This window comes from Acinetobacter sp. YH12128 (assembly GCF_013418655.1).
GTDB lineage: Bacteria > Pseudomonadota > Gammaproteobacteria > Pseudomonadales > Moraxellaceae > Acinetobacter > Acinetobacter amyesii.
Window position 1 is genome coordinate 14,583 of sequence record NZ_VPBO01000014.1, and the last position, 12,864, is coordinate 27,446.

Consider the following 12,864-nt stretch of genomic DNA (forward strand, 5'->3'; position numbering starts at 1 on the left):
TCAATGTCGTTTATATATTTGCTCATCGCAATCATTGCTGAAGTGATTGCCACGTCCGCCTTAAAAGCCAGCAATGGCTTTACTGAACTAGTACCGATTATTTTTACCGTATTGGGCTATGCCATTGCACTCTTCTTTTTAGGTTTGACCTTTAAATCGATTCCAATGGGATTGGCCTACGCCATGTGGTCTGCTGCAGGCATTGTACTGATTTCTTGTGTGGGCTGGATTGTGTTTAAACAAAATTTAGACCTGCCTGCCATGATTGGTTTGGCCTTTATTTTATTGGGTATTGTGATTATTAATGTTTTTTCTAAAAGCACAGAGCTTTGAAATGTCAGTTTTAAAATGAAGTTTTTAAATAATATCTCTGAAATTTTAAAGACTTAAATTGCTATAGATAAAAATGCTCTAGCTTGCTGTTGCACACTAGAGCATACGTTTCGAATGAATTAACTGTGATCAGTCGGCTTCTATAAAATGCCTTTCACTAGAAAAAAGCATCCAACAATACATAACAGCACAGCAAAACATTTTTTCAGTACTGCTGGTGAAAGCGCATGCGCAGTTTTCGCGCCATATTTAGCCGTAAAGAAACTCATCACACTAATGCCCAAAAAGGCATAGATATGAATAAAGCCAATGGTATTTGGAATTTCAACATGCTGCTGCATGCCGAAGAACATAAAACCTAATGCGCCAGCAATGGCAATGGGTAAACCGCAAGCCGCAGACGTCCCGACCGCTTTTTGCATCACCACGCCATTTGCCGTTAAATACGGCACCGTAATACTGCCGCCGCCAATCCCGAAGATGGCCGATGCAACGCCGATACCCGAACCTGCTGCAATTTGTTGAGTTGTAGAGGGTAGTGTTTTATTTGGATTGACTGGCTTTTTTGCTCCCATAAACATGGTATAAGCCACCCAAAGTAAAAACACGCCGACAATCATTTGCAGATGTAAACCTGACAGCCAGCCTGCAATCCCTGCGCCTGCAAAACAGCCAATCGCCATAGACGGAGCTAAATTTTTAAATACAGGCCAAATCACAGCACCATTTTTATTGTGCGCCATCAAGGAGCTGATCGATGTCACAACAATCGTAGCCAAAGATGTGCCGAGCGCCAAATGCATAATCACATCGGGACCATAGCCCATTTGGCTAAAAACAATATAGAGCAAAGGCACAATGATAGTACCGCCGCCAACGCCAAACAGCCCCGCAGCAAAACCTGCAAATGCGCCAATAATTAAGAAAGTAATGAGTTCCACGAAATAGATACTTTTAAAGTGATGTATTGAAGAAGTCTGACTGGTTTAAGCCAACTCCACTTGACCCACAGCATGATAAGCGCGGTTGAAATATACCAAACTTTCTTCCTGCTGACTTTGCTTGATTGCAACCACACGGCACATAAACACACTGTGCGTACCCACTTCTTGAATCTGTTCAATCTGACAGTCAAAACTGACCAAAGCATCTTTTAATATCGGTGAACCTGTTTCTAATACAGTCCAAGAACCCAATTTAAAACGCTCTTCCGAATTGAATTTGCTTGAAGCAAAAGCATTGGAAATTTGCTCATGCTGTGCACCTAAAACATTGACAGACAGAACTTTATTTTCAAGAAAATGCGCATGAGAACGAGATGATTGATTCATACAAACCAGCAAAGTTGGCGGTGTATCTGTCACACTGCATACGGCTGATGCTGTAAATCCATGCATGCCTGCTTCACCCTCAGTCGTAATCACGTTGACTGCAGTCGTCAATAAAGACATTGCATTTCTAAAATCAGTTGCTTCAATCATCTCTTCAATCTCAATGGTCTATATGGCTTATCTCTTTCTCAGGTTTGGACAATAGCAAATTTAATTTCCTTATTGCCCTTACATGAAATTGAGTCAGCTCGAATTTATGCGGTCAATTCTTGGCGAATAATGGCAGCGCCTGCGCTTAGCGCATTTAGTTTGCCTTGCGCCACTTGGCGAGGTAAAGGCGCCATACCGCAGTTCGTTGAAGGATATAGCTTGTCGGCATCTACAAATTGCAATGCTTTGCGTAATGTATTTGCTACTTCTTCTGCTGTTTCAACTTGATTGGTTGCTACATCAATTGCGCCAACCATCACTTTTTTACCGCGGATGAGTTCAATTAAATCCATAGGTACACGAGAGTTTTGGCATTCAAGTGAGATGATATCCAGCTTCGATTGCTGCAGTTTCGGGAATGATTCTTCGTATTGACGCCATTCATTACCCAAGGTTTGTTTCCAATCGGTATTGGCTTTAATGCCATAACCATAGCAAATGTGAACAGCTGTTTCACATTTCAGACCTTCAAGCGCGCGCTCTAAGGTCGCAATGCCCCAGTCATTTACTTCATCAAAAAATACGTTAAACGCAGGCTCATCAAATTGAATGATATCTACACCAGCAGCTTCAAGCTCTAAAGCTTCTTGATTCAGGATTTTAGCAAATTCCCAAGCCAATTTTTCACGGCTTTTGTAGTGACCATCATACAAGGTATCAATCATCGTCATCGGGCCAGGCAGTGCCCATTTGATCGGCTGATTGGTTTGGCTGCGTAAGAATTTTGCATCATCCACAAACACTGCTTTCTTACGCGATACTTCGCCCACCACAGACGGTACACTTGCATCGTAACGATTACGAATACGCATCGTTTCACGCTTTTCGAAATCTACACCTTCAAGATGTTCAATAAACGTGGTCACAAAATGCTGACGGGTTTGTTCACCATCACTGACAATATCAATGCCTGCATGGATTTGTTCATGCAAAGATAATTTCAACGCATCACGTTTTGCATCTAATAATTCTTCGCCTTCAAGTTTCCATGCTGACCACAATTTTTCAGGTTCAGCCAGCCAAGATGGTTTAGGTAAGCTGCCAGCAGTTGAAGTTGGGAGTAAAATGGCCATATTCGATCTTCTATCTCTATTTTCTTTAAAACGGGTGGTTTAACTCACCCGTGTTTCATCTATTTGCGTGATTTAAAATTAAGCTGCGGCTGCATTTTCAATACTAAAATTAGCCGCCCACTCATTCAGAATGTCTTTATATGGCTGGATAAAGTTCTCTTCCGTCCATTTGCCCTGTTTAACCGCCAACTGACCACGTTCAACACGGTCATACACAATACGGGTTAATGAGTAATCACCGAAACTTAAGCTTGGTTGATACACTAAACCTGCTGTCGCATTGGTATTGTAAATTTCAGGACGGTAGATTTTTTGGAAGCTTTCCATGGTGCTGATCGCGCTGATCAGTTCGAAATCTGTATAGTCGCTCAGCAAGTTATTTGCTGAATAAAATGCCAATGGTGCAGTCGCATTTTCAGGTTTGAAGTAACGAACGCTTAAGCCCATTTTTGCAAAATAGTCATCGGTACGTGAATAATCATCATTAGTGTATTCCACACCTAAGATCGGATGCACATTTGCAGTACGGTAATAGGTTTTTGTCGTTGAAATACTTAAACAGATGACAGGCTGTTTTTTAAATTCAGCTTTGAATACGTCAGAATTGATCAAGTGTTGATATAGCTTGCCGTGTAAATCACCAAAATCTTCAGGTTTTTCATTGAACTTACAGCCGAGTGCTGGTAATACCACGCTGAAATCATAATCACGCACATAAGATGAAAAACTGTTGCCAATCATACCTTCAATGCGTTCATTGGTTTTGTGGTCAGTAATTGTGCTTTTCAGCATTTCAATGAATGGGAACGTTTGGCCGTTGCCTTCAACATCCAGTTCAGCAGAGATAATGTCAATTTCAAGTGAATAACGGTCTGCATTTGGGTTATCACAGCTTGCCAAAGTATTGAAACGGTTATTAATCATTGCCAATGTACGGCGTAAATTTTCTTCACGGTGTTCGCCGCGTGCCAAATTGGCAAAGTTCGTTGTTAGACGTGTATTGTCAGCTGGTTTATAGTTTTCATCAAAGCGGATACGTTTGATTGAACATGCAAATTTATGACTCATGGAGATTCACTACCCTAAAATTAAAATAATCAAAATTTCTGTATGGAGTAATTTATACGTGAATCTTAAGATGAATAAAAATGATTTAACCTCAATACAAAGTGAGTGAAGTTCATGTTTGGTAATTTTATAAGATGAATTTATTTCAATTTAGCTCAATGAGCGCACTTTAAAACTGATCACCCCAAAGAATAATATTCAATTAATTACTGTATAAACAATATCTTATGATTTTATTGTTTGCGTATTCATATCAGAATTTTGCTAATTTTTTGATGTAAAAATGAAACTCATCAATTAGAATGTCTACTTTTAGAATATGATTATTTATCAACCTAAGTGAATTAAACTCAGCTTAAACTGAAAAAAGATCAAATGATTAACTGATTTTGTGATTTCTTATATGTAGATACAAATATCTAAATTTCTCATTTAGATACTTGCCCTATCTTTGTTAGCAGCTATGCAATCACTTTAAAAAATAAAAGATTTATGCACGACAATCCCTGTCATTGCCCCATCACCTACGGATAAAGCAACTGAACCGCCTGAACGTGTGACATCACCGCAAGCATAAATTCCTTTAACATTTGTTTCTTTTGCTGGCGACGTTTTAATGGCCTCGCCATATTCATTGCAGTCTATCTCTAAACCTAAATGATGAATCCAGTTCGATTGCAGACGAGTAACAGTAGAAACAAATAAGCCATCCAATTGAATTCGTTCACCATCTGCCATTACAACGTCACAATGACCTTCAATATGGTCAATTTTACGCATTTCGATCTGAATTTGACGTTTAGAAAGCTTCGCTAATAACTCATCATCCAATTGATCTACAGCAATTGCATCATTTAAAAATAAAGTAGTATTGCCCCAATCTGGCAACATCAACGCCATGTGCAATGAGTGCATACCCGACACTAACATGCCAATTTCACCTAAGTTCAGTTCATAACCATCACAATATGGGCAGTGATAAATAGATTGCCCCCAACGTTCAGCCAAACCATTCACTTGAGGCAATTCGTCACGTACGCCAGTGGCAATAATCATTTTTTCAGCTTGAATGTGCTGATTACCTGCAACAATTAAATATTTTCCATCAAGCGCTTTTACATCAGTAACCGTTTCAGCAAGCCATGAAATCGTGGAATACTTTTCTAATTGTGCTTTGGCTTCTTCTGCAATAGCACTAGGTGATCGGCCATCTTGCGTCAAAAAATTATGTGAATGTTCGGCAAAACGATTACGACGTTGCCCTGCATCAATAATTAAAATACGGCGGCGCGCACGTGCTAAAGGTAAAGCAGTAGAAAGTCCTGCATAACTGCCACCAATAATCACAACTTCATAATTCATGTTCATAATGCCCTATATGTAACTTTAAAAGTTACTATATCATTTAACATGCTTATAAGAAACTTTTAATGTTACAATCTTTCAATTGCCCTAATCACCTATTTCCTCATGCGTAAAGACAGTAAACTTTCAAGAATGCTACATGTTCTGTTGCATATGGCGCGTGAAAACAAGCCTTTTACTTCCGAGCAAATCGCTGAGATGCTGGAAACAAATCCAGTTGTAGTGCGTAGAACCATGTCGGGATTAAAAAAACATGGATTTGTTGATTCTGAGAAAGGCCCTGGTGGCGGCTGGAGTTTGATTAAACCTCTGCATGACATTTCGCTGTATGACATTTACCTTGCTGTCGGTGAACCTTCTATTTTTGCGATTGGCAATGAACATTCAGCACCAGATTGCTTGGTAGAACTGGTTGTCAATCGGGCACTTAATCATGCCTTTTTTGAAGCGCAAGAAGTGCTGATTAAAAACCTTAAAGCAACTCAATTAGACCAATTGGCACATGATTTTCAGATTGAATGGAATCAGCAGATGAACACTAAATAAAATAAATGCATCTTCAAATTGATTTCAATTTTAAGTCGCTATACTGAATCTGACTCAGCTCCAACTTAGAAAAAATCAGCATATTCGAGCTTTGACATGTCCATGAATCGCTAAAATATAAAGTTTATATTTATAGCTTATGATTATGTCTAACAAACTTGATCGTCAGAAACTGACGCTCCCAACAGGTCATGACAAGCTTTTATTGCATTCTTGCTGTGCGCCCTGTTCTGGCGAAGTCATGGAAACTTTAATTGAATCTGGTATTGATTTTTCGATCTTTTTTTACAATCCAAATATTCATCCAGTCAAAGAATATGAAATACGCAAAGAGGAAAATATCCACTTTGCAGAAAAACACAACATTCCGTTTATCGACTGTGATTACGACACAGACAACTGGTTTGAACGCGCCAAAGGCATGGAAAATGAGCCTGAAAAAGGTATCCGCTGTACCATGTGTTTTGATATGCGCTTTGAACGTACAGCATTATATGCGGCAGAACATGGCTTTAGCCTGATCAGCAGTTCACTGGGAATTTCACGCTGGAAAAATATGCAGCAGATTAATGACTGTGGTCATCGTTCGGCTTCACATTATGACGGAATAACCTATTGGGACTATAACTGGCGTAAAAATGGCGGTGCTGTACGCATGCTGGAAATCAGTAAAAAAGAAGAATTTTATCAGCAGGAATACTGCGGCTGTGTGTATTAACTGCGCGATACAAATCGCTGGCGCATGAGCCAAGGCCGCGACCGAATCAAATTAGGGGTGAAGTTTTATTCCAATGCGATGGATGAAGAAGCTTAAGTTCTGCACTTTGCTATCTTTCATTGATATTGATTTGATGTTGCCCTGAAGTATTTGCACCATTCAGGGCTTTTTTAGCTATATTGCAACTTATTTCAGTTCTTCAACCAAAGCTGGATAGATTGATCCATCGACATCCATTTCGGTTTTATAAATGCCATTGGCAACATTAAATTTATTCACGTGGTAGCTAGAACCATAAATCGAGTCAAACCCCGTTCCTTTTTTAAAGACTTGTTTATTGGCAGCTAAATCCAATAAATGTGTCCCTCCAATAAACTGTTCATATTGTGCAGGATCAACGCCAACACGGGTCGACATGATTTTCACTGCATCGGCATGCGTTGCAGGGTCGTTGATGTATTTAACCGTTTTATCCCAAACTTGAATGATTTTTTTCCATTCTTCTTTGTTGGCAGATAAATGCGTCATGTTGACGGTTAATGTGTCGTAAATCAGACCGGGTTTATCTTTCGAGGTATAAATGATTTTAGAACCTGCTACCGCTTTCAAAGCTTGATTTGCGACCGGTTGCCATACAGCAATCGCTGCAATATCTGGACTGGCAAATACTTGTGGCAGCTCATTGGTCATGGTATTGACCAACTTCACTTCAGAAGCTTGAATTTTTGCATCATCCAACGCCGTCGCCAAAAGCAAATGATCAACCAAGCCTTTTTCTGTCGCTACACTTTTTCCTTTCAAATCGGCAAGGCTATTGATGGCATCTTTCGCGATGATGACATCATTACCCGCAGAATAGTCCGTCGCCATAATCATGACGCCTTTCGTGCCGCCAGAACCCGTGACTAAGTTGTCGCCATTGGTGACCAAAACAGCATCCAACTGATTAGCCGCAAATGCAGATAGTGAGGCTGAATAATCAAACCATTTAAAGTCCACATTGACACCGGCTTCTTTCAACCAGCCTTTTTCAATAGCAACTTGCCATGCGACAAAACCAGGCCAGTCGCTATATCCGATCGTGATGGCTTTTGTATTGACTGTGCCTTCTGCTTGCGCGTTTGGTTCAGGTGTTTTGGCTGTATTGTCACAGCCACCCAGTAAGATGGCAGTCAAAACGGATGCAGATAAGCAGGCTTTTTTGATCATAGTGCGATTTCCCCGATGGCATTACAGTTAAATTTGGTATTGGTATACAAAAACGATGGCGTTTTAGGATTGCTGACAGATTGAACATTGTGCTTTGCAAGATTTGGTCTATGGTTGGCTGCAATAGCATGTGCTTGCTGTAGGTCTGTTACTTTGTCTTTAAACTGACCTTGTGAACGATATAATTGGCCCATTTTAAAACTCCTTAATTCTTTGCATTTTGCGGAATTGGCGGCATTACAGCGTCCATCAACTCCAAATGTCCTTTAATCACACCCTTAAGTGCTGAAAAATGCTGACTGATAACTTTGAGCTCTGAACTAACGCCTTGCAGAATCATGACTTCTAAAATTTTGTGGTCATCAAGCTGAATATGCAGCGAGCTCACCACTTGTTCTAAAAACTGCTGCTGTAAATCTAAAAGCTGAATACGTAGCGCCGTACTACTTGCGTCATAAAGTAAGGTAAACGTGCCAACCATCACTTCGTTGCGCTGCTCCTGATCGGCAATCAGATGCTTATTGATCATGTCGACAATGGCCTGAGAACGGCTTTCATAATGCTGATCGACAATTTTTTGATCCAAAGCATCAACTGTTTTTTCAGGCACGGTAATACTGATACGCGCCAGCTTTCGTTTAGGCACTGTTGTTCCTTATTTTTTTTGCTGAATATAGAAACCCGCACGGGCGCTCAGTAGCTCAATAAAAAATTGCTTTAATTGATGCAGAAATGTTGCAGATTGATGGCGGTTCATATGCATCTCCTGTTTGAGTAATACAAAATATTTATTTCGTAATATCGATAGAAATGCAGAATCTGTGCCAAGTGAGAAATACAAAAAATGATCGATTATTTTGTTCTTTTAACTTTCTTTTAAATTTTACTGTTCATGATTTGTGCAATAAATGCACTCATCGAGACCCCTTTGCACTATTGCTGCGATGTATTATTTGATGAAAGACCATTTATTAAGGTCGTTGTTCTTAAACAAGAGCATTGACCGGCATGTAACAAACTTGAAGTTCAATTTATTTCATCAACATTGAACATCATTTATACTGATTGATCATTCTATTCATCACTCAACGCCTATGAAGTATTTCAGCTGCGCGGTATGTTCTAACCAAATCTTTTTTGCCAATTCACACTGTGTCAATTGTCAGACTGCGCTGGGTTATATTGCCTCTGAAAAGCAAATGGGCTGTTTTGAAAAGCACAGCACTACGCTGTGGCTTGCGTTAAATCCTGAAATAAAGGGAAAACGCTTTAAACCTTGTCATAATTATCAGCATCATCAGATATGTAACTGGATGGTGCCTGCTGACAGTGAGGAAATTTATTGTGAGTCTTGCCTGCTCACGCACACCATTCCCAACTTAGATAACCCAGACCATATTGTGTACTGGGCACGATTGGAACATGCTAAACGGCGTTTTTTGTATTTAATGCAGCAGCTCAATACCATGCCGCGTCCTAAACGCAGCCAAGATGACCGTTTTGGACTTCGTTTTGATTTTCTGATGCCAACAGAAAATACACCTGTTATGACCGGTCATGCCAATGGAATTATTACCTTGAATGCCAGTGAAGCAGATGTGATTTACCGCGAAACAACGCGTATAAAAATGGGTGAAAACTACCGTACACTTCTAGGTCATTTTAGACATGAAAGTGGTCATTATTATTTTGATTTGATTAAACATTTACACCCAGAGCTGATTGATGAATTTCGGGAACTGTTTGGTGATGAACGACAGGATTATAGTGAAGCTTTGAAACGACATTATAATGACGGTGCGCCGCAAAATTGGGCGGATTACTATGTTAGTTCCTATGCCAGTACGCATCCTTGGGAAGATTGGGCGGAAACATGGGCGCATTATTTGCATATGATGGACACTCTGGAAACAGCCTACTATGCAGGATTGGTGGTCAAAACCAATAAGTCGGATTTGAATAATTTAGAACTGAAAGAAAACCCGATTGGTGCTCAGGATTTTGACCTATTGCTGCAACACTGGATGACCTTGACCTTTAATTTAAATGCACTGAACCGCAGCATGGGCTTAGATGATGCATATCCGTTTACGCTGTCGAATCCAGTATTGGATAAATTACGATTCATTCACCACAAACTGCTCAACATGACCTTAAAAAATCAGCAGCACAATTAGATTAAATTTAACACGTGACAGTGTTTGAATCTCAAATCAACTTTTCGGTATCACAGCATTCGAACATTAGCTTAGTTTGAAAGGATGTATACGTAGTAATTTTCTTGGATTGAGCGCTGTAACACCTGCCCTATTTTTACTATTTTATAAAGGTTAAAATAACAAAAAATAGATGCCTGTGACCTTTTCAATGATGCCTTTCACGCATTTACTCGCTCGTTTTATGTGTATCATCAGCCTGAGTTTGCTCAGTGGATGCCAATTGGTCAAATTACAAGAAAATCAACTCAGTGCGTCACTAAATAATAAAACAGATAGCATATTAACCCATCAGAAGCTCAGTACATTTAGCCATCAAATCCTGTTAATGGTGAATGAAAGCGACCAATCTTGTTTAAATGCGCTTGAAAACTGTATTCACAAAATGCGTAACAATGAAACTTTAGATATTGCTCAAGTCTATGCCGCAGCAAGTGAGCTGTACATGGCACGTGCTTTAAGCGCAGATCAAAATCCACAATGCAAAAAAAGCTTAAAACAACACAGCGGAAAACTCGCATCAAGCAAAATAAAAATATGTATGGATCAGCAGCTTGCAGACTTTGATTTCAGTCTGCGTTACAGCTATGTCTATCTATTTAAATCCGCTCAAGCCCCTGAAGAACGGTTATTTGATTTGCGTCAGGGACAAGTCCGCACCTTTTATAATGTGGCTTTATCACGTTTAATCACCTCATCATTCACCCGTTTTGACTATCAGCAAATGCCTGAAAGTTTAATGCTGGGTTCATCGCTTTATCATTTTAACTATGAACATTATCCTGAAATCAAAAATGCGGACATTGATAAATTACTGTCGAGCTATAATTTTAATTTTTCAGGCTTAAAAACCATTAACCGTCAGGAAGGCATTGGTTCTGAATTTGTCTTAGTCAAAAAAGCCACGGATCTGTCTGCTGCGCAGCCTTTTATACTAGATCCTGAACAGTATTATTCAAATAAACCCAACCCGAATATCCATACTGCACGCTATTTATCTGTTAGTGCGATCGCCGAGCCTGCCAAGACCAATAGCAGCATTAGTGAAATTTTGTCGCCGCAATCAGACTTTAAGGTTGAATTATTTAATCCCTATCAATTTAAAAAGGCAAAAATTGAATCTCAGTCCTATACCCTAACGGCCAATTATTCTGTGCCTTATGGACTTTGGTTAGCCGAAAATAAATTAGGACAATCTGGCTATTGGACACTTCTGAATAAGGAAGAACATTTGCGCATGCCACATGTGTTTATGTTAGAGCCGTATCAACCTAATAAAAAGATTATTGTCATGGTTCACGGATTAGCCAGCAGTCCTGAAACTTGGATCGGCCTGACCAATAATATTATGGGTGATCAAAAACTACGTGATCATTACCAAGTTTGGCAAGTGTTTTACTCAACCAATATGCCAATATTTGAGAGTCGCTTTCAAATCAATGCTTTACTCAAACAGGCATTTGCAACTGTTCAGCCCAATACACCATCGGCTCAGGATGCTGTCATTATCGGGCATAGTATGGGCGGCATCATCAGTCGTTTATTGATTAGCGATGCAGATATTTCCGCTCAAGCTATTCCACTCATGAACTATGAACAAAATACACAGTTACAACGTCATCCAATTATCCGCGATCGTTTTGTCTTTAAACCATTGAAGCCTGTTAGTCGTGCAATTTTCATTGCCGCACCGCATCATGGTACTGACTATGCAGACCGCTGGTTTACCAATTTGGCGAAAAAAATCGTGGTATTGCCTTTAAGTTTTTTAAATGATGTCAATGTTGAAATCCCAAATGCAAAAAATTCAACTATGGGTCTGATTAAGTCTGGGCCAGCAGATTTAAGTCAAAAATCACGTTTTATGCTGTTGTCTGCTGACATCATGCCAAATAAAGATATTCCTTATCATTCTATTATGGGAAATCAGACGCAAAGTACTGAACCGAGCAAAATGTCGGATGGCATTGTTCCCTATACAAGTTCTCATTTAGAGGGTGCTGTGTCTGAAAAGATTTTCAATGGTGGACATTCCATCCATGAGTCTCCAAATGCCATTTTAGAATTGAGACGCATTTTGAGAGAACATTTGGATAAATAAGCGAAATTTTAAGCGCGTTTTTTATGAACTCGAGCTCGTAGGTTGTCTAAAATGATCTTTATCGTTTTTTGCCCTTTAGCTTTTTCTGCTAGTTCTGTTAAATGCACATCTTCCGAAAGACAATCATTCAAAATTATTTTTGCATTTTCCATAATTCGATTTCGACTTTCAGGACTACGTTTCCTTATAAGGTCTTCAAGTTTTTTAGCCATCATTGAATTCTCTTTTATTGAGGGATATCTCAAAAATTTGCGACAAAGCGTGAATGGATAATATTGTTCATATTGGTCGACGTCCTAGCTATGCAAACATTGGTTAAATTATAACCAACTTAAAGGCCTCTTAATAAGTCGTAAATTAATAGTTATTTTTTAATTTTTTCTAATACAACTTGATCTTGACTATATTCGAATGAGGTTAAAGAACCTTCTCTCAGATAAAGACTATTCACAGTTTTTTCTTTAATTTCAAATTTGTAAGAATTTTCTGTCAAATCTTTTTTAAGTAAAATAAATTGAGGATTCCTAAAAGTGTGTTTTATATATAATTTAAAATCCACCATATTATTAAAAATATTTAAACTTTGGATATCTAAATCCTGAAACATTATCAGTTCAGATTCAGTATCTTTGACTAAGCTATTTACCAACTCGATAGAACTAGGATTGACTGTCATTGAACCCTTAAACTTATT

14 protein-coding genes and 1 pseudogene are annotated in these 12,864 nt (G+C 39.1%); 5 read left to right on the forward strand and 10 right to left on the reverse strand.

Translation table 11 applies throughout. The features are described 5' to 3' along the window. Positions 1-3 precede the first annotated feature (3 nt). On the forward strand, positions 4-333 hold the full coding sequence (locus FTU64_RS08620; RefSeq protein WP_168377505.1) for a multidrug efflux SMR transporter: 330 nt from the start codon (positions 4-6) through the stop codon (positions 331-333). A gap of 140 nt (positions 334-473) precedes the next feature. Here FTU64_RS08620 and FTU64_RS08625 read toward each other — a convergent pair whose 3' ends face one another. From FTU64_RS08625 to FTU64_RS08645, 5 genes are all read right to left on the reverse strand, one after another. Next, the gene (locus FTU64_RS08625; RefSeq protein WP_180059574.1) at positions 474-1,274 is read right to left on the reverse strand and encodes a sulfite exporter TauE/SafE family protein; all 801 of its coding nucleotides are present in this window, start codon (positions 1,272-1,274) and stop codon (positions 474-476) included. 45 nt (positions 1,275-1,319) lie between these two features. Beyond that, the gene (locus FTU64_RS08630) at positions 1,320-1,814 is read right to left on the reverse strand and encodes a flavin reductase (RefSeq protein WP_180023652.1); all 495 of its coding nucleotides are present in this window, start codon (positions 1,812-1,814) and stop codon (positions 1,320-1,322) included. Positions 1,815-1,918: 104 nt separating this feature from the next. After that, positions 1,919-2,947, reverse strand: coding sequence for a methionine synthase (locus FTU64_RS08635; RefSeq protein WP_078193780.1), 1,029 nt, complete (start codon positions 2,945-2,947; stop codon positions 1,919-1,921). Between the two features lie 78 nt (positions 2,948-3,025). Next, positions 3,026-4,015, reverse strand: coding sequence for a putative oxygenase MesX (locus FTU64_RS08640; protein WP_180059575.1), 990 nt, complete (start codon positions 4,013-4,015; stop codon positions 3,026-3,028). A gap of 474 nt (positions 4,016-4,489) precedes the next feature. After that, entirely contained in the window at positions 4,490-5,377 is an 888-nt protein-coding gene (locus FTU64_RS08645) for an NAD(P)/FAD-dependent oxidoreductase (RefSeq protein ID WP_180059576.1), read from the reverse strand. Between the two features lie 108 nt (positions 5,378-5,485). Here FTU64_RS08645 and FTU64_RS08650 point away from each other — a divergent pair, with 108 nt between their 5' ends. Both FTU64_RS08650 and FTU64_RS08655 read left to right on the forward strand, forming a co-directional pair. Further along, positions 5,486-5,926 carry an Rrf2 family transcriptional regulator gene (locus FTU64_RS08650; protein ID WP_180059577.1) on the forward strand — a complete coding sequence of 147 codons (441 nt, stop codon included), beginning with the start codon at positions 5,486-5,488 and terminating at the stop codon, positions 5,924-5,926. Positions 5,927-6,071: 145 nt separating this feature from the next. Next, a pseudogene (locus FTU64_RS08655) lies at positions 6,072-6,740 on the forward strand (epoxyqueuosine reductase QueH). 90 nt (positions 6,741-6,830) lie between these two features. Here the strand turns inward: FTU64_RS08655 and FTU64_RS08660 are convergent. Genes FTU64_RS08660 through FTU64_RS08670 form a run of 3 tightly spaced genes read right to left on the reverse strand, consistent with a single transcriptional unit; the run spans position 6,831 to position 8,499 of the window. Continuing rightward, complete coding sequence (locus tag FTU64_RS08660; RefSeq protein WP_180059579.1) at positions 6,831-7,853, reverse strand: ABC transporter substrate-binding protein; 1,023 nt, start codon at positions 7,851-7,853, stop codon at positions 6,831-6,833. Beyond that, positions 7,850-8,047, reverse strand: a complete 198-nt coding sequence (locus FTU64_RS08665; protein WP_180026980.1) for a hypothetical protein — start codon at positions 8,045-8,047, stop codon at positions 7,850-7,852. Before FTU64_RS08665 ends, FTU64_RS08660 begins: the two co-directional genes overlap by 4 nt. Before the next feature lie 11 nt (positions 8,048-8,058). Then, on the reverse strand, positions 8,059-8,499 hold the full coding sequence (locus FTU64_RS08670; protein WP_180059580.1) for a ribbon-helix-helix protein, CopG family: 441 nt from the start codon (positions 8,497-8,499) through the stop codon (positions 8,059-8,061). Positions 8,500-8,947: 448 nt separating this feature from the next. On the opposite strand from FTU64_RS08670, the gene FTU64_RS08675 reads away from it, so the two are divergent. Both FTU64_RS08675 and FTU64_RS08680 read left to right on the forward strand, forming a co-directional pair. Then, positions 8,948-10,030, forward strand: a complete 1,083-nt coding sequence (locus FTU64_RS08675; RefSeq protein WP_180059581.1) for a putative zinc-binding metallopeptidase — start codon at positions 8,948-8,950, stop codon at positions 10,028-10,030. A gap of 190 nt (positions 10,031-10,220) precedes the next feature. Then, positions 10,221-12,170 (forward strand): triacylglycerol lipase, encoded by a 1,950-nt coding sequence (locus FTU64_RS08680; protein ID WP_180059582.1) that lies wholly within the window; start codon positions 10,221-10,223, stop codon positions 12,168-12,170. A gap of 8 nt (positions 12,171-12,178) precedes the next feature. Here the strand turns inward: FTU64_RS08680 and FTU64_RS08685 are convergent, their stop codons facing one another. Both FTU64_RS08685 and FTU64_RS08690 read right to left on the reverse strand, forming a co-directional pair. Then, positions 12,179-12,385 carry a hypothetical protein gene (locus FTU64_RS08685; protein ID WP_257222222.1) on the reverse strand — a complete coding sequence of 69 codons (207 nt, stop codon included), beginning with the start codon at positions 12,383-12,385 and terminating at the stop codon, positions 12,179-12,181. Between the two features lie 149 nt (positions 12,386-12,534). Further along, entirely contained in the window at positions 12,535-12,846 is a 312-nt protein-coding gene (locus FTU64_RS08690; protein WP_180059583.1) for a hypothetical protein, read from the reverse strand. Positions 12,847-12,864: the final 18 nt, after the last annotated feature.